General features: G+C 72.9%; 23 protein-coding genes and 1 pseudogene. 15 read left to right on the top strand and 9 right to left on the bottom strand.

The genetic code is table 11. The features are described 5' to 3' along the window. The first annotated feature begins 46 nt into the window (after positions 1 to 46). From gvpJ (MF672_RS52480) to MF672_RS47055, 9 genes are read left to right on the top strand one after another with little or no spacing between them, the layout of a single operon-like run. Positions 47 to 469 (top strand): gas vesicle protein GvpJ, encoded by a 423-nt coding sequence (gene gvpJ / locus MF672_RS52480; RefSeq protein WP_242373769.1) that lies wholly within the window; start codon positions 47 to 49, stop codon positions 467 to 469. A 3-nt stretch (positions 470 to 472) separates the two neighbouring features. Then, positions 473 to 1285: a GvpL/GvpF family gas vesicle protein gene (locus tag MF672_RS47090; RefSeq protein ID WP_242373768.1), complete on the top strand. Its 813-nt coding sequence runs from the start codon at positions 473 to 475 to the stop codon at positions 1283 to 1285. 3 nt (positions 1286 to 1288) lie between these two features. Beyond that, a complete protein-coding gene (locus tag MF672_RS47085) occupies positions 1289 to 1513 on the top strand; it encodes a gas vesicle protein GvpG (protein ID WP_242373767.1) in 225 nt (74 codons plus the stop codon). A 3-nt stretch (positions 1514 to 1516) separates the two neighbouring features. After that, the gene (gvpO, locus tag MF672_RS47080; RefSeq protein ID WP_242373766.1) at positions 1517 to 1828 is read left to right on the top strand and encodes a gas vesicle protein GvpO; all 312 of its coding nucleotides are present in this window, start codon (positions 1517 to 1519) and stop codon (positions 1826 to 1828) included. A 19-nt stretch (positions 1829 to 1847) separates the two neighbouring features. After that, positions 1848 to 2189 carry a gas vesicle protein GvpJ gene (gene gvpJ / locus MF672_RS47075; RefSeq protein ID WP_242373765.1) on the top strand — a complete coding sequence of 114 codons (342 nt, stop codon included), beginning with the start codon at positions 1848 to 1850 and terminating at the stop codon, positions 2187 to 2189. Further along, positions 2182 to 2955: a GvpL/GvpF family gas vesicle protein gene (locus MF672_RS47070; RefSeq protein WP_242373764.1), complete on the top strand. Its 774-nt coding sequence runs from the start codon at positions 2182 to 2184 to the stop codon at positions 2953 to 2955. Before gvpJ (MF672_RS47075) ends, MF672_RS47070 begins: the two co-directional genes overlap by 8 nt. Continuing rightward, positions 2952 to 3170 (top strand): gas vesicle protein, encoded by a 219-nt coding sequence (locus MF672_RS47065; protein ID WP_242373763.1) that lies wholly within the window; start codon positions 2952 to 2954, stop codon positions 3168 to 3170. The genes MF672_RS47070 and MF672_RS47065 overlap by 4 nt, the downstream gene beginning before the upstream one ends. Beyond that, positions 3167 to 3457 (top strand): gas vesicle protein K, encoded by a 291-nt coding sequence (locus MF672_RS47060; RefSeq protein WP_242373762.1) that lies wholly within the window; start codon positions 3167 to 3169, stop codon positions 3455 to 3457. Before MF672_RS47065 ends, MF672_RS47060 begins: the two co-directional genes overlap by 4 nt. A 29-nt stretch (positions 3458 to 3486) precedes the next feature. Beyond that, a complete protein-coding gene (locus tag MF672_RS47055; RefSeq protein WP_242373761.1) occupies positions 3487 to 4101 on the top strand; it encodes a TetR/AcrR family transcriptional regulator in 615 nt (204 codons plus the stop codon). A gap of 6 nt (positions 4102 to 4107) precedes the next feature. Here the strand turns inward: MF672_RS47055 and MF672_RS47050 are convergent, their stop codons facing one another. Then, positions 4108 to 4638 carry a GNAT family N-acetyltransferase gene (locus tag MF672_RS47050; protein ID WP_242373760.1) on the bottom strand — a complete coding sequence of 177 codons (531 nt, stop codon included), beginning with the start codon at positions 4636 to 4638 and terminating at the stop codon, positions 4108 to 4110. A 190-nt stretch (positions 4639 to 4828) separates the two neighbouring features. After that, the gene (locus MF672_RS47045; RefSeq protein WP_242373759.1) at positions 4829 to 5455 is read right to left on the bottom strand and encodes a TetR/AcrR family transcriptional regulator; all 627 of its coding nucleotides are present in this window, start codon (positions 5453 to 5455) and stop codon (positions 4829 to 4831) included. A gap of 74 nt (positions 5456 to 5529) precedes the next feature. On the opposite strand from MF672_RS47045, the gene mca reads away from it, so the two are divergent. Continuing rightward, positions 5530 to 6423, top strand: coding sequence for a mycothiol conjugate amidase Mca (mca, locus tag MF672_RS47040; RefSeq protein WP_242373758.1), 894 nt, complete (start codon positions 5530 to 5532; stop codon positions 6421 to 6423). A gap of 112 nt (positions 6424 to 6535) precedes the next feature. On the opposite strand, the gene MF672_RS47035 is transcribed toward mca, so the two are convergent. The 3 genes from MF672_RS47035 to MF672_RS47025 all read right to left on the bottom strand — a co-directional run bounded on the left by MF672_RS47035 (position 6536) and on the right by MF672_RS47025 (position 10541). Then, positions 6536 to 7918, bottom strand: coding sequence for a hypothetical protein (locus tag MF672_RS47035; RefSeq protein ID WP_242373757.1), 1383 nt, complete (start codon positions 7916 to 7918; stop codon positions 6536 to 6538). Between the two features lie 122 nt (positions 7919 to 8040). Further along, positions 8041 to 9789 (bottom strand): acetyl/propionyl/methylcrotonyl-CoA carboxylase subunit alpha, encoded by a 1749-nt coding sequence (locus MF672_RS47030; RefSeq protein WP_242373756.1) that lies wholly within the window; start codon positions 9787 to 9789, stop codon positions 8041 to 8043. Positions 9790 to 9821: 32 nt separating this feature from the next. Then, the gene (locus MF672_RS47025) at positions 9822 to 10541 is read right to left on the bottom strand and encodes an SDR family NAD(P)-dependent oxidoreductase (RefSeq protein ID WP_242373755.1); all 720 of its coding nucleotides are present in this window, start codon (positions 10539 to 10541) and stop codon (positions 9822 to 9824) included. 129 nt (positions 10542 to 10670) lie between these two features. Between MF672_RS47025 and MF672_RS47020 the strand changes: the two genes are divergently transcribed. From MF672_RS47020 to MF672_RS47005, 4 genes and pseudogenes are all read left to right on the top strand, one after another. After that, a complete protein-coding gene (locus MF672_RS47020; protein ID WP_026214895.1) occupies positions 10671 to 10943 on the top strand; it encodes a WXG100 family type VII secretion target in 273 nt (90 codons plus the stop codon). A gap of 76 nt (positions 10944 to 11019) precedes the next feature. Beyond that, positions 11020 to 12171, top strand: a complete 1152-nt coding sequence (locus MF672_RS47015) for a S8 family serine peptidase (RefSeq protein WP_242373754.1) — start codon at positions 11020 to 11022, stop codon at positions 12169 to 12171. A gap of 63 nt (positions 12172 to 12234) precedes the next feature. Then, a pseudogene (locus MF672_RS51685) lies at positions 12235 to 12870 on the top strand (serine/threonine protein kinase); the annotation flags it as partial. Positions 12871 to 13592: 722 nt separating this feature from the next. Beyond that, positions 13593 to 14588 carry a hypothetical protein gene (locus tag MF672_RS47005; RefSeq protein ID WP_302893412.1) on the top strand — a complete coding sequence of 332 codons (996 nt, stop codon included), beginning with the start codon at positions 13593 to 13595 and terminating at the stop codon, positions 14586 to 14588. Between the two features lie 87 nt (positions 14589 to 14675). Here the strand turns inward: MF672_RS47005 and MF672_RS47000 are convergent, their stop codons facing one another. Genes MF672_RS47000 through MF672_RS46985 form a run of 4 tightly spaced genes read right to left on the bottom strand, consistent with a single transcriptional unit; the run spans position 14676 to position 16664 of the window. After that, positions 14676 to 14957: a YbaB/EbfC family nucleoid-associated protein gene (locus MF672_RS47000; protein ID WP_242373833.1), complete on the bottom strand. Its 282-nt coding sequence runs from the start codon at positions 14955 to 14957 to the stop codon at positions 14676 to 14678. A 12-nt stretch (positions 14958 to 14969) separates the two neighbouring features. Next, on the bottom strand, positions 14970 to 15353 hold the full coding sequence (locus tag MF672_RS46995) for a YbaB/EbfC family nucleoid-associated protein (RefSeq protein ID WP_242373752.1): 384 nt from the start codon (positions 15351 to 15353) through the stop codon (positions 14970 to 14972). Then, entirely contained in the window at positions 15350 to 16216 is an 867-nt protein-coding gene (locus MF672_RS46990) for a hypothetical protein (RefSeq protein WP_242373751.1), read from the bottom strand. The genes MF672_RS46995 and MF672_RS46990 overlap by 4 nt, the downstream gene beginning before the upstream one ends. A gap of 10 nt (positions 16217 to 16226) precedes the next feature. Continuing rightward, positions 16227 to 16664, bottom strand: a complete 438-nt coding sequence (locus MF672_RS46985) for a hypothetical protein (RefSeq protein ID WP_242373750.1) — start codon at positions 16662 to 16664, stop codon at positions 16227 to 16229. Here MF672_RS46985 and MF672_RS46980 point away from each other — a divergent pair. Continuing rightward, positions 16654 to 16953 (top strand): hypothetical protein, encoded by a 300-nt coding sequence (locus MF672_RS46980; RefSeq protein ID WP_242373749.1) that lies wholly within the window; start codon positions 16654 to 16656, stop codon positions 16951 to 16953. The two genes, MF672_RS46985 and MF672_RS46980, sit on opposite strands and share 11 nt — an antisense overlap. Positions 16954 to 16961 lie beyond the last annotated feature (8 nt).

Raw genomic sequence — 16961 nt, 5'->3', positions numbered from 1 at the left:
GTCGCCTTCCTGCGGGGAGGGTCGCCTGAGGCGAGAGGGGAAAGGTATGACCACCTCAGTGCAGCCGGCCGGCACCGGCCAGATGGGAAAGCCGTCCTCGACAGGTCTGGCCGACGTCATCGACACGATCCTCGACAGAGGGCTCGTCATTGACGCCTACGTCCGCGTGTCCCTCGTCGGGATCGAGATCCTGACCATCGACACGCGGATCGTCATCGCCAGTGTCGACACCTATCTCCGCTTCGCGGAGGCCGCGAACCGGCTCGACATGGCCAAGTCCGAGAAGGGCTTGCCGGAGGTCGTCGCGCAGGCCAAGGGCGCGCCGTCCCCCGACAAGACCAAGGAAGTGGTCCAGGGCGTGCTCGAAGCGGCCGACGAGAAGCTGGCCGACTTCGCCGACCAGTTCTCCAAGAAGCGCGAGGAGCAGCCGGCGGAGACGGAGACCCACGTCGAGCGAGAGGACAAGTAGGACATGGGACGATCGACAGAGGTTCAGGGCGCCTCCGTGCCCAAGCAGGCCAGCCGCCAGAACACGACGCTCGGCGCCTACGTCTACGGCATCGTGCCCGCCGACACCCAGGTGCCGCCGGACCAGCGCGGCCTCGGCGACCCGGCCGGCAAGGTGACGCTGGTACGCCACGGCCAGATCGCCGCCCTGGTCAGCGAGGTCGCCGTGGACCAGCCGCTCGGCCAGCCGGGCGACTTCCTGGCCCACGAACGGCTGCTCGACGCCGTCTCCGGCAAGACCTCCGTGCTGCCGTTCCGCTTCGGCTCGGTCCTGACGAACGCGGAGGCCGTCGTCGAGGAGCTGCTGAAGCCGCACCACGACGACTTCGCCAACGCGCTCAACGAGCTCAAGGGCTACGCCGAGTACATCGTCAAGGGCCGCTACGTCGAGGAGACGCTCATGGGCGAGATCCTCAGCGAGAACCCGGAGGCCGCGACCCTGCGCGAGGCCATCCGCGGCACCTCCGAGGACGCGACCAGGAACGAGCGCATCCGGCTCGGCGAGATCATCGCCGGCACCATCGAGGCCAAGCGCGACCTGGACACGCGCCTGCTCCTCGACGCCGTGACCGGCTGCTACGCCCAGGCGGCGATCAGGGAGCCGACGCACGAGCAGGACGCCGTCAACGTCGCCCTGCTGATGCGCACCAGCGACCAGGAGGCGCTGGAGCAGAAGCTCGGCGACTTCGCCAAGCGCTGGTCGGGACGGGTGGACGTGCGGCTGCTCGGGCCGCTCGCCCCGTACGACTTCGTCGTCGCGCAGGCGGACGAGGGGTAGCGCGTGGGCCTGTTCGGCGCGATCGGAGGTCTGCCGCTCGCGCCGGTCCGGCTCCTCATGAAGCTGGGCGAGGTGATCCAGCAGCAGGTGGAGCAGCAGACCAAGAACCCCGCCGCGATCCGGCGGAAGTTGGAGGAGATCGACGCGGCCCTGGAGGCCGGGCAGATCTCCGAGGAGGAGCACGACGAGGCGGTGCGGCAGGTCCTCCGCCTGGCTACCGGGAGGTGACCGATGCCCGCCATCGATGAGCAGCGGGACGAGCGCGAGAGCGCGCCGGCGCTGACGGCCGTCACGGCCGGCGGTGTGGGCCTGCGCCACATCGCCGACCTGACGACCAAGGAGACCGAGGGGGTGACCGCGGTCACCCCCGCCCAGGACGGCTGGATCATCACCGTGGAGGTCGTCGAGGACCGCCGGATCCCCTCCTCCGGCGACATCCTCGCGCTCTACCAGGTCGAGATCGACGAGGAGGGGAGCTTGCTGGCATATCGGAGGCTGCGACGCTACCGGCGGGGCAGCGGCGACAACGGGGAGACCCTGTGACCGGGCGGGGCGGCGTGACATGGACTCGGTAGGGACCTCGGGCGGGCCGGTCGTCCGCCCCTCGTACGGGCCCACCTCGACCGGCCACGAGCCGGCCAACCTGGGCGACATCCTGGAGCGCGTGCTCGACAGGGGCGTGGTCATCGCGGGCGACATCCGGGTGAACCTGCTCGACATCGAGCTGCTGACGATCAAGCTGCGGCTGCTCATCGCGTCCGTGGACACCGCCAGGGAGCTCGGCATCGACTGGTGGAAGCACGACCCCTTCCTGTCCGGCCGGGACCGGGAGCTGGTCGAGGAGAACCGCCGGCTGCGCCGCCGCCTGGCGGCCATCGAGGACCGGGCGGGCCAGGATGAGTGACGCCGGGACCTACCTGTACGCCGTCGCCAGGGACGAGGTGCCCGGCTGCCCGCCGGGCGTGGCGGACACGCTCGTGCGCACGATCGCGCGCGGCGGGCTCGTCGCGTACGTGAGCAGCGTGCCGCTGGAGCGCTTCGCCGAGGAGCCGCTGCGCCGCTCGCTGGAGGACATGGACTGGCTGGCCGGCACCGCCCGCGCGCACCACCGCGTGGTGGACGCCGTGGCCGCCGCCACGCCGACCGCGCCGGTCCGGCTCGTCACCGTGTACGACGACGACGAGCAGGTCCGCGACCTGCTGGAGCGCCGCGCCGGGGCGTTCGCGGAGGTGCTGGAGCAGGTCAGGGGGCGCCGCGAGTGGGGCGTGAAGGCGTTCGCCGACCCGGCGGCTCCCGAGCCGGCGGCCGACGCCACCCCCGACGCGGACGGGACGGGCTGTGAGCCCGGCAAGCCGGGCACCGCGTACCTGCGGCGGCGGCGGGCCGGCCTGCGCGGGCGCGAGCAGGCGCGGCGGCAGGCCCTGGCCCGGGCCGAGCACATCCACGCCGCGCTCGCCACGGTCGCCGCGGCGAGCCGCCGGCACCGTCCTCAGGACCCGCGGCTGTCGGGCCGGGCGGACTGGATGTTGCTCAACGGGGCCTACCTGGTGGACGAGGGCCGTGTCGGGGAGTTCGCCGAGCTGGCGGGCGCGCTCGGCGGGAGCGGGGTCGAGCTGACGGTGACGGGGCCGTGGGCGCCGTACTCGTTCACCGTGCTGGAGACCCGGTGAGCGCGCCGCCGCTGCCGGCGACGCCCGGCGACGACGTGGCGATGAGCGACCGGCTGCCGCCCGAGCGGGTGTCGCTCGTGGACCTGCTGGACCGGCTGCTGGCCGGCGGCGTCGCCCTGAGCGGCGACATCGTGCTGTCCATCGCCGACGTCGACCTCGTGTGCATCTCGCTGCGGACGATCTTCGTCTCCGCCGACAAGCTGGAGGGCGCGTGAACGAGGAGGGGACGCGCTGGCGCATCGCCGCCGACCCGGAGACCGTCCAGCGCGACCTGTCCCGCCTGGTGCTCACCATCGTCGAGCTGGTACGCCAGCTCGTCGAGCGCCAGTGCGTGCGCCGCATGGAGGGCGGCAACCTCACCGACGAGCAGATCGAGGCCCTGGGCGTCACGCTCATGAGCCTGGAGGAGGCGATGGAGGACCTGTGCGAGCGCTTCGAGCTGACGCCCGCCGACCTCAACCTCGACCTCGGCCCGCTCGGCACCCTCCTGCCCGCCGACTGACCGCCCCTCGCCGGTGGTACCAATTACTCATGCGAGTAACCTCCGGCGGTCACACGTTCACGTCGACGGCCAGGCGGGCGCAGATCGTCGCCGCCACCATCGACACGATCGCCGAGCTCGGCTACAACCAGACCAGCTTCGCCAGGATCGCCGAACGGGCCGGGCTCAGCAGCACGCGGCTCATCTCCTACCACTTCGCCGGCAAGGACGAGCTGATGGCCGCCGTGCTCGCGGACGTGCTCCAGCGGCTCGCGCGGCACATGGGCGAGCGGGTGGACGCCGCCCGGGACGCGCGCGGGCGGCTGCGGGCCTACATCACCGGCCTGGTGGAGTTCGTCGCCGGGCACCGGCCGCAGATGAAGGCGGTCATGGAGATCTTCCTGCATCCGAGCGGCGACCTCAGCTCCTACGGCCCCGGCGACGACCGCGACGCGCTCGGGCACCTGGAGGCCATCCTGCGCGACGGCCAGGAACGCGGCGAGTTCCGGGCGTTCGACCCCTTCGTCATGGCCACCGCGATCCAGCGCAGCATGGACGGGCTGCCGTTCCTCCTCCAGACCCGCCCCGACCTGGACCTGGAGGCGTACGCGCGGGAGCTCTGCGTCACCTTCGACCTGGCCACCCGCAGCCCTGAGGCGTCATGAGCCGGCTCAGACCATCTCCGCGGTGATGGCCCACCGCTCGTGGTCGCGCCAGGCGCCGTTGATGAGCTGGAAGTGGGGGGAGAAACCCTCGCGCTGGAAGCCCACCCGTTCGATCAGGTGGAGCGAGGAGGTGTTGCCGGGCTGGATGTTGGCCTCCAGCCGGTGCAGCCCCAGCTCGCCGAAGGCGAACAGGACCAGCAGCCGCAGCCCCTCGGTCATGTAGCCGCGGCCCGCGGTGGAGGCGTAGGCGCTGTAGCCGATCGTCGCGGACTGGTGGGTGCCGCGGATGATGTTGTTGACGTTGACCCGGCCGGCGATGCGCCCGGTGTCGCGGCGGCAGATGACGAAGCCCTCGTGGGACGGGCCGTCGAAGCGGCTCATGTACGCCTCGAACGCCTCGGGGGTGGTGACGGGGTCGCCGGGCAGCCAGGGGGCGTGCAGCTCGCGGCTCTCCCGGTTGAGCGCCACGACCTCGGCCGCGTCGGCCATCGACAGGTAACGGAGCCCGACCCGGCCGCCCTGCGCGAGGTAGATCACAGCGCTGATCCTACGCAGGCCAGAACCGCAGGCAGAACAGGCGCCCCCGCACCAGCAGCAGGTACGCGACCCGCACCTCGCCCGTCCAGATGCGGGTCCACCCGTCGTCATAGGCGCCGGCGTCGTGGACGAGCAGCCGCCCGTTCTCGGAGTCGAGGTCGTCGAGGAGGTGCGCGGTACGACAGGAACGCTAGGCGGCGCGTACGGCGTAGCCGCCGAGGGAGGGCTCCAGCAGGTCGAAGACGCGGCGGGCGGCCTCGGTGACGGCGGCCGCGATCTCGTGGTCGGCCGTGCCCGCCATGGTCAGCTCCATGACCTGCTGGAACAGCACCCGGTGCGCGCCGGCGAGCACGGCGGCCACGGCCCGGGGGACAGGGTCGCCGGGAGCGGCGCCGGCGGCGAGCGCCCGCGCGAGCGCGTCCTCGCGCAGGTCGTGCAGCTCGCGCAGCCGGGCGGACAGGGTGGGGCTGCCGGTGATCAGGCGGGCGAAGTCGGGGCCGGAGAAGCCGGCGACCGCGTCGCGCCGCTCGACGGCGGCCAGGAGCTCCCGGCGCAGCGCGGCCAGCGCGGACTCGCCCGCCCGCCGCTCGGTCACGGCGGCGGCCAGGCTGGCGGTGAAGGTCTCGTGGTAGTCGAGGGCGAGGTCCTCCTTGCGCGGGAAGTAGTTGGTGACGGTCATCTTGGCCACCTGGGCGGCCGCCGCGATCTCGGCCACCGTGACCTGCTCGAACCCGCGCTCCAGGAACAGCCGGGTCGCGGTGTCGGAGATCGCCTGCCGCGTCTGCCGCTTCTTCAGCTCGCGAAGTCCTGCGCTCATGCCGCTCATATTAGCATTGACACAAACTTATGTTTGACCTAAATTTGTTGTCGTCCTAAGAGAAAGGAGAGCGCATGAACCTGCGCATCACGCACGAAGAGCCGTTGCGCCTGATGAGCGTGCACGCCCACCCCGACGACGAGTCCAGCAAGGGCGCCGCGACGCTCGCCAAGTACGCCGCGCAAGGCGTGGACGTCCTGGTCGTCACCTGCACCGGAGGGGAGCGCGGCGACGTGCTCAACCCCGCGATGGACCGGCCGGACGTGCGGCGGGACCTGCCCGCGATCCGGCGGGCGGAGGTGGCCGCGGCCTGCGGCGTCCTCGGCGTGCGGCAGCGCTTCCTCGGGTTCGCCGACTCGGGGCTGCCGGCCGCGGGCGAGCCGCCGCCGGCGGGCTGCTTCGCCGTCACGCCGCTGGAGGAGGCGGCCGGCCGGCTCGTGGAGATCATCCGCGAGTTCCGCCCGCACGTCGTCGTCACCTACGACGAGACCGGCGGCTATCCGCACCCCGACCACGTCAGGACCCACGAGGTGACGGTGGCCGCCTTCGACGCGGCCGGCGACCCGGCCTGCCGGCCCGAGGCGGGCGAGCCCTGGCGACCGGCCAAGCTGTACTACCACAACGCCCTGTCCAGGGCCTGGTTCCGGACGATGCACGACGCGCTCACCGCCCGCGGCCTCGACTCGGCCATGGGGCCCGTCCTCGCCGAGCTCGGGGACGCGTCGGAGCCGGAGGTCACCACCCGGGTGCCGTGCGCGGAGTACTTCGAGGTCAGGGACCGGGCGCTGCTCGCCCACGCCACGCAGATCGACCCGGACGGCGGCTTCATGTGGCACGACCGGGAGGTCGAACGGCAGGTCTGGCCCACCGAGGACTACCGGCTGGCGCGCTCGCACGTCGAGAGCGCGCTGCCGGAGGACGACCTGTTCGCCGGCCTGGCGGCCGGACGTGTGCCTGGCCTCGCCTGATGGGCGCCCGGCGGGCACGGGAGAACGAGAACGCCCCTCGCGGACCGGACCGCGAGGGGCGTTCTCATGCGTGCGGGCGGATCACCCGGGTGACCTGCCGATCGGGAGCGGACTACCAGTCGCCGCCGCCGAAGTCGCCCCCGCCGAAGTCACCGCCGCCGAAGTCGCCACCGCCGCCGCCGAAGTCACCGAAGCCGCCGAAGTCGCCGCCGCCCCCGCCGAAGTCGCCGCCGCCGTCGGCGTAGCCCTCCGCGTAACCGGCGCCGTAGCCGCCGTAGCCCCAGCCGCCGCTCAGAAGGCCGCCCATCATGGTGCCGATGAACATGCCGGTCATGATGTCGCCGAAGCCGCCGTAGTAGCCGTAGGCGTAGGGAGTGTAGGCCGGGCCCGCGTCGTAGTACGGGCGGCGCTGGCCGTCGACCATGACCTCGCGCATCTGCGGGTCGAAGCCGCGCTCCACGGCCTCGGCGTCCATGCGGCAGGCCGGCACGTCGCGCACCGCGCCGCCGGGCGGGGCCCAGCGCACGTCGCGGACGGACGGGCCGTGCTGCGGGTTGAAGAAGCAGGGGGCGCGCCGCTCGGGCACCGGCTCGTTGTTGACCTTGGCCTTGACCACGGCCAGCGCGTAGCGGCCGTCCTCCAGGGTCTGGGTGACCTCGCGCACCTGGTCGGGACGCTGCACCGCGGCGAGCTGGGTCTTGGCCTTCTCGTAGGAGTCGAGCGCCGTCTGCCACTCCTGGATGTGCTGGCCGCCCTCGCCGGCGAGCTTGACGTCGGTGTCGAGCGCGGTGATCTCCTCGCCCAGCTTGGTGACGTCCTCGTCCACGGTCTGCTTGACCGCCGCGAGGTCCTTGGCCTCCTGGATGGCCCGCTTCTTCTTCTTGTTGCTGGAGTAGAGGAAGTAGCCGCCGCCGCCGACCAGGGCCAGCGCGCCGAGGCCGATCAGCGCGGCGGTGCCGCCCGCGCCGGGGTTGGCCTGGCTGCCGCTGTCGAGGGCGTTGCGGTCGCCCGACACGGCGAGGTCGACGCGGTTGGCGAAGTCCTTGAAGCCGTCGACCACGTCGGAGTTGGCGCTGGTGGAGCGCTTGGCCAGCTGACCCGCGAGGTTCTGCGGGATGGCGGTCGAGGCGGTGAACATGGTCATGCCGTCCAGCACCACGACGGTCGCGCTGGGCCGCCCGGCGGCCGACAGGGCCGAGGTGAGCTGCCCGGTGTACGACGCGACGTTGGAGTTGTCAATCGTGCCGTCGGGCAGGGCCACGGCATAGATCTTGCTGTCGGCCCCCTTCAGCGCGTCACTGATGTCACTCTGCTGGTCGGAGGTCAACGGGGAGCCGGACACCGTGTACAGCGGGTCCTTCTTCCAGTTGGACACCACCGTCTGGGCATCAGGGGGAGCCGCCGCGTTGGCGGCAGGGGACAGCGCAAGAACGACGATGAGACCGGCGATCAGAGCCGCGATCGCGGCCCCTGCCCGGCGCAGCGAATGGGTCATTGGCAGCAAGCCTCCTTCGCCCATGAGGACGAACGGGCGGTCGGCAAAGTTCCTCACTGGGCACGCTACCCGCTGGGAAGCACGGCGGAGCACGCCCCCGGCAAAGATCCTGGAGCCCGGCCTCAGGCGTCCTTGATCTCGCAGATGACCGCGCCCGAGGTCACCGGCTGCCCGACGGCCGCCGAGAGGCCGGTGACCGTGCCGGACTTGTGCGCGGTGAGCGGCTGCTCCATCTTCATGGCCTCCAGCACCACGATCGTGTCGCCCTCGGCGACGGTGTCGCCGTCGCTCGCGACGACCTTGACGATCGTGCCCTGCATGGGGCTGACCAGGGAGTCGCCGCCCGCGGCCGGCTTGCGCGCCCCGCCGCGCCCGCGCTTCTGCGGCGACCTGTTCGCGGAGGGCGTAGCGGCCGCCGCGCCGAGCCCGGCGGGCAGCACGACCTCCAGCCGCTTGCCGCCGACCTCCACGGTGACCGTCTCGCGCGCCGCCTCCTCGCCCGCCGCCACGGGCTCGTTGTACGGCGTGACCGTGTTGTCCCACTCGGTCTCGATCCACCGCGTGTGGACGGAGAACGGCTCGCCGGTGAAGGCCGGGTCGTCCACGACCAGCCGGTGGAAGGGCAGCACGGTCGGCATGCCGGAGATCTCGAACTCCGCCAGCGCCCGCCGCGAGCGTTCGAGCGCCTCGCGCCGGTTCCGCCCGGTGACGACGAGCTTGGCCACGAGCGAGTCGAACGCCCCCGGCACCGTCATCCCCGTCTCGTAGCCCGCGTCGAGCCGCACGCCCGGCCCGGAGGGCGGGCGCATGGCGGTCAGCGTGCCGGGGGCGGGCAGGAAGTTCCGGCCGGCGTCCTCGGCGTTCACGCGGAACTCGATGGAGTGGCCGCGGAGCGGCGGGTCGTCGTAGCCCAGCGCCTCGCCGTCGGCGATGCGGAACATCTCACGGACCAGGTCGAGGCCGGAGACCTCCTCGGTGACCGGGTGCTCGACCTGGAGCCGGGTGTTGACCTCCAGGAAGGAGACCGTGCCGTCCTGGCCGACCAGGAACTCGCAGGTGCCCGCCCCGACGTAGCCGGCCTCCCGCAGGATCGCCTTGGAGCTGGAGCGCAGCAGCTCCTCCTGCTCGGCGGTCAGGAACGGCGCGGGCGCCTCCTCGACGAGCTTCTGGTGGCGGCGCTGGAGCGAGCAGTCGCGGGTGCTCACCACGACCACGCCGCCGTGCGCGTCGGCCAGGCACTGCGTCTCGACGTGGCGGGGCCGGTCGAGGTAGCGCTCGACGAAGCACTCGCCCCGGCCGAACGCGGCCACGGCCTCGCGCACCGCCGACTCGTACAGCTCGGCGACCTCCTCCAGCCGGCGGGCGACCTTGATGCCGCGCCCGCCGCCGCCGTACGCCGCCTTGATCGCGATGGGCAGCCCGTGCTCCTCGGCGAACGCCACGACCTCCTCGGCCCCGGACACCGGGTCCTTGGTGCCCGCCACCAGCGGCGCGCCCACCTTCTGGGCGATGTGGCGGGCCCGCACCTTGTCGCCGAGCGCGGCGATGGCGGCGGGCGGCGGGCCGATCCAGGTCAGCCCGGCGTCGATGACCGCCTGGGCGAACTCGGCGTTCTCGGACAGGAAGCCGTAGCCCGGGTGCACGGCGTCGGCCCCGGCGCGGGCCGCCACGCCGAGCAGCTTGGCGATGTCGAGGTAGGTCTCGGCGGGGGACTGCCCGCCCAGCGCGTACGCCTCGTCGGCCACCCTGACGTGCAGGGCGTCGAGGTCCTGGTCGGCGTAGACCGCCACGCTGCCGATGCCGGCGTCCTTGCACGCCCTGGCCACCCGCACGGCGATCTCGCCGCGGTTGGCGATCAGCACCTTCCGCACCGACGTCCGTCCTTCCTCGAGTCTCGATGGTGTCAGCGGCCCAGGTAGGCGCCGCCGTTCACGTGGAGCACCTGCCCTGTGACGTGCCCGGCACCGGCGCCGGCCAGGAACAGCACGGTATCGGCCACGTCCGACGGAGTGCCAGGGCGGCCGTTGCGGGTGTTGTCCACCCGCGCCCGGATGCCGTCCTCGGTGAGGCGGCCCCGGAAGAACTCGGTGTCGAGGACCAGGCCCGGGGCGACCACGTTGGCGGTGATGCCGCGGGGGCCCAGCTCGGCGGCCAGGTCGGCGGTCCAGGACTCCAGGGCGGCCTTGGCGGCGCCGTACGAGCCGGAGCCGGTGCCGCGGGCGGCGAGGGAGCCGATGGAGACGACCCGGGCGCCGTCGCTGAGCCGCGGCGCCAGCGCGGTCGTGACGAGCACCGTCGACATCAGGTTGGCGTTGAGGTTGGCCCACCACGCCTCGGCGACGTCCATGAGGTCGCCGGACTGCCTGCGGTCGAGGTTGGTGTTGCCGCCGGCGTTGTTGACCAGCACGTCCACGCGCGGCGGCAGGAGGTCGAGCGCCTCCTTGACGGCGACCGGGCTGGCGGCGTTGAAGGCGGCCCAGGCCGCGCCGATGCGGCTCGCGGACTCCTTCAGCACGTGCTCACGGCGGCCGGTGATCGTGACGTGGTCGCCCCGCGAGGCGAACGCCGCGGCGATCGCGTACCCGATCCCGGTGCCGCCGCCCGTCACCACAACCTCGCGCATGGCCGGACAGCCTCCGTCGAGAAATCCCGAATGTTCCTCTGGTAGACCATAGCCGCTCGGCATAACCAGGACGACGACCGGTGCCCCCGCTTAGGGTGATGGCGCTTTCACACGGTCCAGGAGGTATGCATGAGCCAGAGTATGCTCGGCGGCGACCCCGCGGAAATGCAGCAGATGGCCAGCCAGTTCACCCAGCAGTCGGAGGCGGTCCGCACCACGATGACCGCGCTCGACCGCGAGGCGGCCAAGGTCGGCACCGCGTGGACGGGCCCGGGCGCGCAGCGTTTCCAGCAGGCCTGGCAGAACTACCGCACGGCCTTCCAGCGGATGACAGAGGAGCTCCAGGAGGCCTCGCGCGTCATCGGCACCTACCGGCAGAACATCGAGTCCGCCACGAAGTGAGCAACGGAACGGGGCCCTGGCGACCCGCTGGGGCTTCTTTCCGTGGGCTGGGGTGGGCGATATACGCTCTTTCGTCATGATCGGTCGCGCCGTCCTGGCGAGCCTGCTCGCCCTGAACCTCGCCGCGGCTCCGGCCGCGGCGGCCGCCCCCGAGGAGTGCAATCCGAAGAAGGGCACGCTCAAGCTGCCCGCGGGAGAGCCCTGGGCCCAGAAGCGGCTCGACATCAAGGCCGCCTGGCAGCTCACCAGGGGCGCGGGCGTGACGGTCGCGGTCGTGGACAGCGGCGCCGACTACCACCCGCAGGTCCAGCTCTCCAAGATCATCGACGAGACGCACACCGGCTACCGGGACTGCGTCGGCCACGGCACGGCCGTCTCCGGCATCATCGGCGCCCGCTACCTGTCCGGGGTCCCCTTCCACGGTGTCGCGCCCGACGCCCGGATCGTCATGGTCAAGCAGAGCAACAAGACAGAGGGCGACATCAACACCCTCGTCAACGCCATCAACGACGCGGTGGACGCCAAGGCGGACGTGATCAACGTCTCGGTGCGCGCCTCCGACAACGCCTCGCTCAAGGCGGCCGTCCAGCGGGCGCTGGACAACGACATCGTGGTGGTGGCCGCCGCGGGCAACGTCACCGGCCCCGACGACCAGGACGTGCCCGCCTACCCGGCGGCCTACGAGGGCGTGCTGGCGGTGGGCGCGGCCACGCCCGACGGCAAGCGGGCCGACTCCTCCAACGCCGTCACCCCGGTCGGCGTGCTCGGCCCCGGCACCGACATCACCGCCCCGTGGCCGGGCCGCTCCTACATGCGCGGGCTGCAGGGCACGAGCTTCGCCTCGCCGTACGTGGCCGGCACCGCCGCCCTGGTCCGGGCCCGCTTCCCCAAGCTCAACCAGGAGCAGGTGCGCCGGCGCATCATCGCCACCGCCGACGGCACCTCGGGCGCCGGCACCGGGGCCGGCATGGTGAACCCGCTGCTCGCGCTCACCGCCGTGCTGCCGTACGAGGCGGCCAACGGGCCCGTGGTGGCCGAGCCGCCGCCCTCGGCGCTGCCGGCGAACGCGGTGGCGAAGGTCCCGGCCCGCGACGAGAAGGCCATGGGCGTCGCGATGGCGGTGGGGACCGGCGCGCTCATGGTGGTGCTGGTCGCGGGCGCGCTCGTGCTGCTGATCCCGCTGGGCCGGCGGCGGGGGTGGCGTCCCGGGCGGGCGTCCTCGTCGTAAGTTGTGGGTGAATTGTCAAATTGCGGGTGAAACCACTGATGTAAATGTGGCTGATGCGGTTGAATGTCCCTTCGAGATCTAGCTTTGACCGAAGGGATGGAGATGCACCCCCTGCGTCCGGGTGATCCCGCGAAGCTGGGCGCGTACGACATTTCAGGACGTCTGACCGACGGGCCGCGTGGCGCGGCCCTCCTCGGCAAGGAGTCCGACGACGCGCCGTTAAGAGTGATCAAGTTGCTGCCGCCCGCCGAAGGACCGGGCAGCGACGACGTCGCTCGGCTCACCGGGGTGCAACGGGTGTCCAGCTCGTACGTGGCCCGCACCTTCGAGGCCGGCGAGCACGGCGACCACCTCTACGTGGTCCGCGAGCACGTCGAGGGCCGCAGCCTGGCCGAGGTCGTGGCCGAGGACGGCCCCCTCGACGCCGACACCCTGGAGCGGGTCGCGGTGGGCGTGCTCACCGCGCTGACCGCCGTGCACCTGGCGGGCATCACCCATCGCGGGCTCACCCCGCACAACGTGATCCTCGGCCCCGACGGCCCCCGCGTCACCGACGTCGACCTCGGCGAGCCCGTCGGCGAGCTCGGCTACCGCGCGCCGGAGCAGCTCAGGGGCCTGGCCTACGGGCCGTACGCGGACGTCTTCGCCTGGGCCGCGACCGTGGTCTTCGCCGCGACCGGGCAGCCGCCGTTCGGGCAGGACGAGGAAGCGGTGCTGAACGGGCAGCCCGAGCTGGGCGGCCTCACCGAGCCGCTGCGCCGGGTGGTGCTCGCCGCCCTGTCCAAGGACACCGGGCAGCGGCCGACCACCTACATGGCGCTGCTGCAGCTCCTCGGCGACAAGCGGAGCGGCCTCGCCGCGCAGAGGCCGGGCACGGGCCCGGACGGCGTGATCGACGGCATCCCGCTCCAGGGCGGCGTGCCGATCCCGGGCGTCCCCGGTGGCCCGATCCCCGGTGGCCCGATCCCCGGTGGCCCGATCCCGGACGTGCCGGTGCCGGGCGCGCCGGTCGGCGGGATGCCGCCGCAGGGGATGCCCCTGGAGGGCGTGCCCGTGCCGGGCCTGCCGATGGACGGCGTGCCGCCGCAGCAGAGCTGGGGCCCGCCCCGGTGCCGCCGCAGGGCGGCGTCGCGCCGGCCGGCCCCGAGCCGATGCAGGGCGTGCCGGTCCCGCCGGCCGCGCCCATGTGGGAGCCGCCGCGCGAGCAGCAGCGGCAGGCCCCGGTCCAGGGCCAGACGGTGTCCTCGCGCCCGCCGCGCAAGTTCCCCGTGGGCCTCGCCGCCGCCGTGGGCGCGCTGGCGCTGCTGTCCGGCGTCGGCCTGTGGGGCGCCAACCAGTACGCCGCCACGCAGCGCTTCGAGCCGGTGGCCGCCGCGGGCGACGAGCGCACCACCGACCCGGCCGCGGCCGGCAACAACAACGTGGACGACAACGGCGTCCCCCAGCCGAACAACCAGGACCAGACCGGGCAGAACCAGCCGGAGGTCACCGTGCCGTGGGCGAACACCCCGGGCGCGGACCCCAACGACGTCGGCCCGATGACGCTGCCGAGCGACTGGACCTCGCAGGCGCCGACCCCGCCCGTGATGACCACGGTGCCCACGCCGCTGCCGGTCGGCACCCAGCCGGTCGCGCAGCCGCCGGTCACGACGCAGCCGGCCGCCACGCAGTCCGCCACGGCCCAGCCGACGGTGACGGTGACCGAGCGGCCGACGCCGACGGCCACGCCGACCCCGTCGAACTCGAACGTGGTGACCATGGGCCCGTCGGAGTCCCCGACGCCGGCCCCGACGGTGACCGTCACCGCCACGCCGACGCCGAGCGTCAGCGAGACCCCGACGGCGGTGCCGACGGTCACCCCGACCGCGACCCCGACGCCGACGGCCGAGCCCACCCGGACGCCGACCTCCCGGCCCACGGCCCGCCCGACGGCGACCGCGAAGCCGACGGCGACCGCGCGGCCCACCGCCACGGCCCGGCCCACGGTCACGGTGAAGCCCACCGTGAAGCCCACGGCCACGGTCAAGCCCACGGTGACGAGGACGGCCGAGCCGACCCAGAAGCCCACGGCGAGCAGCCCGCCCCCGGTGGTGCGGAACCCGTACTCGCCGACGCAGGTCTGCGGGCCGGGCTTCTACGTCCAGCGCAGCCAGCCCTTCACCGGCGGCGAGACCTTCCAGCTCTACAACAGCTCCACCGGTGAGAACTGCGTGGTGACGATGAAGACGGCGGAGGTCGGCAAGGCGACCCCGGTCAGCGCCATGCTGGAGGTGCAGGGCGGCGGCTCGAAGACCCAGAGCGGCAACTTCGAGTACTACGCAGGACCGGTCAAGCTGCCCGCCAAGGGCAAGTGCGTGCGCTTCACCGGCAGCGTCGGCTCCGGGAGCACCAGCGCGGGCTGGTCCAACTGCGGCTGACGGCCGTCAGGGCGTGAGAACGCGCGAAACCCCCTCCGGGAGCTCCCGGAGGGGGTTTCGCGGCGCTGGGCGCCCTTCGGCGGCCTCTCAGCGATCGGGCATCAGCTCGTCCCTGGCGGCCTCGGCGGCCCGCTCCGCCCTGACGATCGCGGCGGTGATCTCGTCGGCCAGCCGGCGGGCGTCCAGCCGGGCCCGGCTCAGCGGATGGATCCGCAGGTCGAGCAGGACGCCGAGGGCGTCGGTCGTGGCCTCGATGCGGCCCTCGTCGGCGCGGCCGGTGAAGCGGCGCGCGCTCCACTCGGCCACCGCCTCCTCTGCCCGCCGCGCGGTGGCGATCAGCTCCTCCAGCCGGGCCATCGCCTCCTCCATCTCGCGCACCGCTCACCCCTCCCGCATGACCCGCTGGACGTGCGCCGCCAGCGGGTCCTCCGGGCCGGCCGGCCGCGGCCCGGCCAGGCCGGCCGTCAGCTCCTCCAGCCGCTCGCCGGCGGCCGCGCGGGCGGCGCCGACGGCCTCCATGACGGCCGCGGCGAGCCGCAGGTGGTCGAGCTCGCGCAGCCCCTTGGCGTCGATGCGCAGGTCCAGCAGCCGCCCGGTGCCGGCCACCCGGGCCCGGACGGCGCCGCTCGCGTCGGCGCCCTCCATCCGGGCCGCGGCCAGCTCGTCCAGCGTGCCGGCGATCCTGGCGGACCAGCCGTCCAGCTCGCGCAGCAGCCCGGCGACGTCGCCGTCGCGGCCCTCCGCGAACGCGTCGATCTGGCTCACGTGCTCGCCGCCTTCGGCACCCACATGTCGCCCGCCCGCGCCGGGTCGTCGATCGTGGGCGACAGGTGCAGGTCGCGGGCCCCCTGCGCGGGGTTGCCCGACTTGTAGAAGGCGCCCCTGAGGTCGTTGAGCTTCAGCTCCAGCTTGTTGAGGTCGCCCTCGTAGGAGTTGTAGATGTCGGCGAACTGCTTGACCAGGTTGCCGAGCGCGGTGGTGAAGACGCCGACCTGGGTCATCAGGGCGACCCGGGCGACGGGGTGCGCGGTGCTCATGGAGGCCAGGGAGCGCAGGACCGGCGCGGAGGTGGCGTAGAGGCCGAAGACCGACAGGTCGTACTCCAGCACCTCCTTGAACTGGCCGTGCATCGCGCCGCTCATCTCGTCGCCGACCTTGCCGAGCTGGCCGAACAGGCCGTTGACGTTGAATCGCACGTACTGCTGGAGCGTCTCGACGGCGGTGCCCTTCCAGTTGGGGGCGATGTCGTCGAAGAAGCCGCGCCACAGGTTCGACCGGTTGCCCTCCAGCGAGCCAGACAGCTCCTTCCAGGTCTCGCGCCGGTCGTAGAACAGGAAGGGGTTGCCCAGGTTGAGCGTGGCGGCCACGTCCATGGCGAGGGCGGCCGTGCCGAGGCCGGACATCACCATCGCGCTCCTGGTGTTCTGGCGCAGCGGGTTGAGGCCGGTGACCAGGCGCTTGAAGAAGCCGGGGTCGGTGCGGGTGGCCGCGGCGGCGGCGGGCGGCACGTTGACGGTCCTCGTGACCGTGCCGCCGGCGTTGGCCAGGTGGAGGGTCTGGCCGGTCTGCGCGGGCGTGCTCTGCCCGGGGACGATCAGCCTGGCCGGCTGGTTCGCGGGGGTCGACATCGGGGGCCCCTCAGTTCTTCCCGTTGGCCTGCTCGGCCGCGCGGTAGTTGCCGGCCGACAGCGTGACCTTGCCGGCGTCCCTGTGGAGCACGTCGCCCAGGATGCGGGCGCTGTCGCTCCAGGTGTCGGCGATCCTGTTGAAGCGGTCGGTGAACATCAGCCCCACGACGGGCACGCCGGCGAGGGGGGCCAGGTTCCAGCCCTCGAAGCGCGGCGTGCGCTGCTTGACGAGGTGCACGCCGCGCGCGCTGTCCGTCATGACGCCGGCGAAGGCGTCGATGGAGCCGGTGCGGCTCTCGTAGCCGGGCAGGTTGGACCTGTCGCTCCCGGGGTCCTGCTTGACCGGCTTCGGCGCGGACGACGGTGACGCGGCCGGGCGCAGCGACGGCGGCAGGCACACCGGCGGCGGGCATGTGGGGGTGTGCGGGCACGCGCTGGTGACGGTCACCGTCGGCGCGGGCGACGCGGACCCGGTGGAGCCCGGCGTGGCGCTGGGGCTCGCGCTGGCGCTCGGGCTCGTGCTGGGCGACGGGGCCGTGCTCGGGGACGGCGTCACGGAGGGGGTCGCGGTCGGGGCCGCGGAGGGGGTCGTGCTCGCCGTGGGCGACGCCGTGCCCGAGGGGGCGGCGGAAGACGGATCGGTCGACACTCGATCTTTCTACCACCGCACTACATCCCTTTATGAGGCATTCGCCCAGGTAGAAAGCAATATGCGAATTCCGTTCACGTTCCCGTAACCCGGCGT

It is taken from the genome of Actinomadura luzonensis (genome assembly GCF_022664455.2).
GTDB lineage: Bacteria > Actinomycetota > Actinomycetes > Streptosporangiales > Streptosporangiaceae > Nonomuraea > Nonomuraea luzonensis.
This window is presented reverse-complemented; position numbering and strand designations above follow the sequence as displayed.

Bases quoted from the DNA above. Each gene is read 5' to 3' on its own strand.
- gvpJ (WP_242373769.1), top strand. From the start codon at position 47: ATGACCACCTCAGTGCAGCCGGCCGGCACCGGCCAGATGGGAAAGCCG.
- MF672_RS47090 (WP_242373768.1), top strand. From the start codon at position 473: ATGGGACGATCGACAGAGGTTCAGGGCGCCTCCGTGCCCAAGCAGGCC.
- gvpO (WP_242373766.1), top strand. From the start codon at position 1,517: ATGCCCGCCATCGATGAGCAGCGGGACGAGCGCGAGAGCGCGCCGGCG.
- gvpJ (WP_242373765.1), top strand. From the start codon at position 1,848: ATGGACTCGGTAGGGACCTCGGGCGGGCCGGTCGTCCGCCCCTCGTAC.
- MF672_RS47070 (WP_242373764.1), top strand. From the start codon at position 2,182: ATGAGTGACGCCGGGACCTACCTGTACGCCGTCGCCAGGGACGAGGTG.
- MF672_RS47055 (WP_242373761.1), top strand. From the start codon at position 3,487: ATGCGAGTAACCTCCGGCGGTCACACGTTCACGTCGACGGCCAGGCGG.
- MF672_RS47045 (WP_242373759.1), bottom strand. From the start codon at position 5,455: ATGAGCGCAGGACTTCGCGAGCTGAAGAAGCGGCAGACGCGGCAGGCG.
- mca (WP_242373758.1), top strand. From the start codon at position 5,530: ATGAACCTGCGCATCACGCACGAAGAGCCGTTGCGCCTGATGAGCGTG.
- MF672_RS47035 (WP_242373757.1), bottom strand. From the start codon at position 7,918: ATGACCCATTCGCTGCGCCGGGCAGGGGCCGCGATCGCGGCTCTGATC.
- MF672_RS47025 (WP_242373755.1), bottom strand. From the start codon at position 10,541: ATGCGCGAGGTTGTGGTGACGGGCGGCGGCACCGGGATCGGGTACGCG.
- MF672_RS47020 (WP_026214895.1), top strand. From the start codon at position 10,671: ATGAGCCAGAGTATGCTCGGCGGCGACCCCGCGGAAATGCAGCAGATG.
- MF672_RS47015 (WP_242373754.1), top strand. From the start codon at position 11,020: ATGATCGGTCGCGCCGTCCTGGCGAGCCTGCTCGCCCTGAACCTCGCC.
- MF672_RS47000 (WP_242373833.1), bottom strand. From the start codon at position 14,957: ATGGAGGAGGCGATGGCCCGGCTGGAGGAGCTGATCGCCACCGCGCGG.
- MF672_RS46990 (WP_242373751.1), bottom strand. From the start codon at position 16,216: ATGTCGACCCCCGCGAACCAGCCGGCCAGGCTGATCGTCCCCGGGCAG.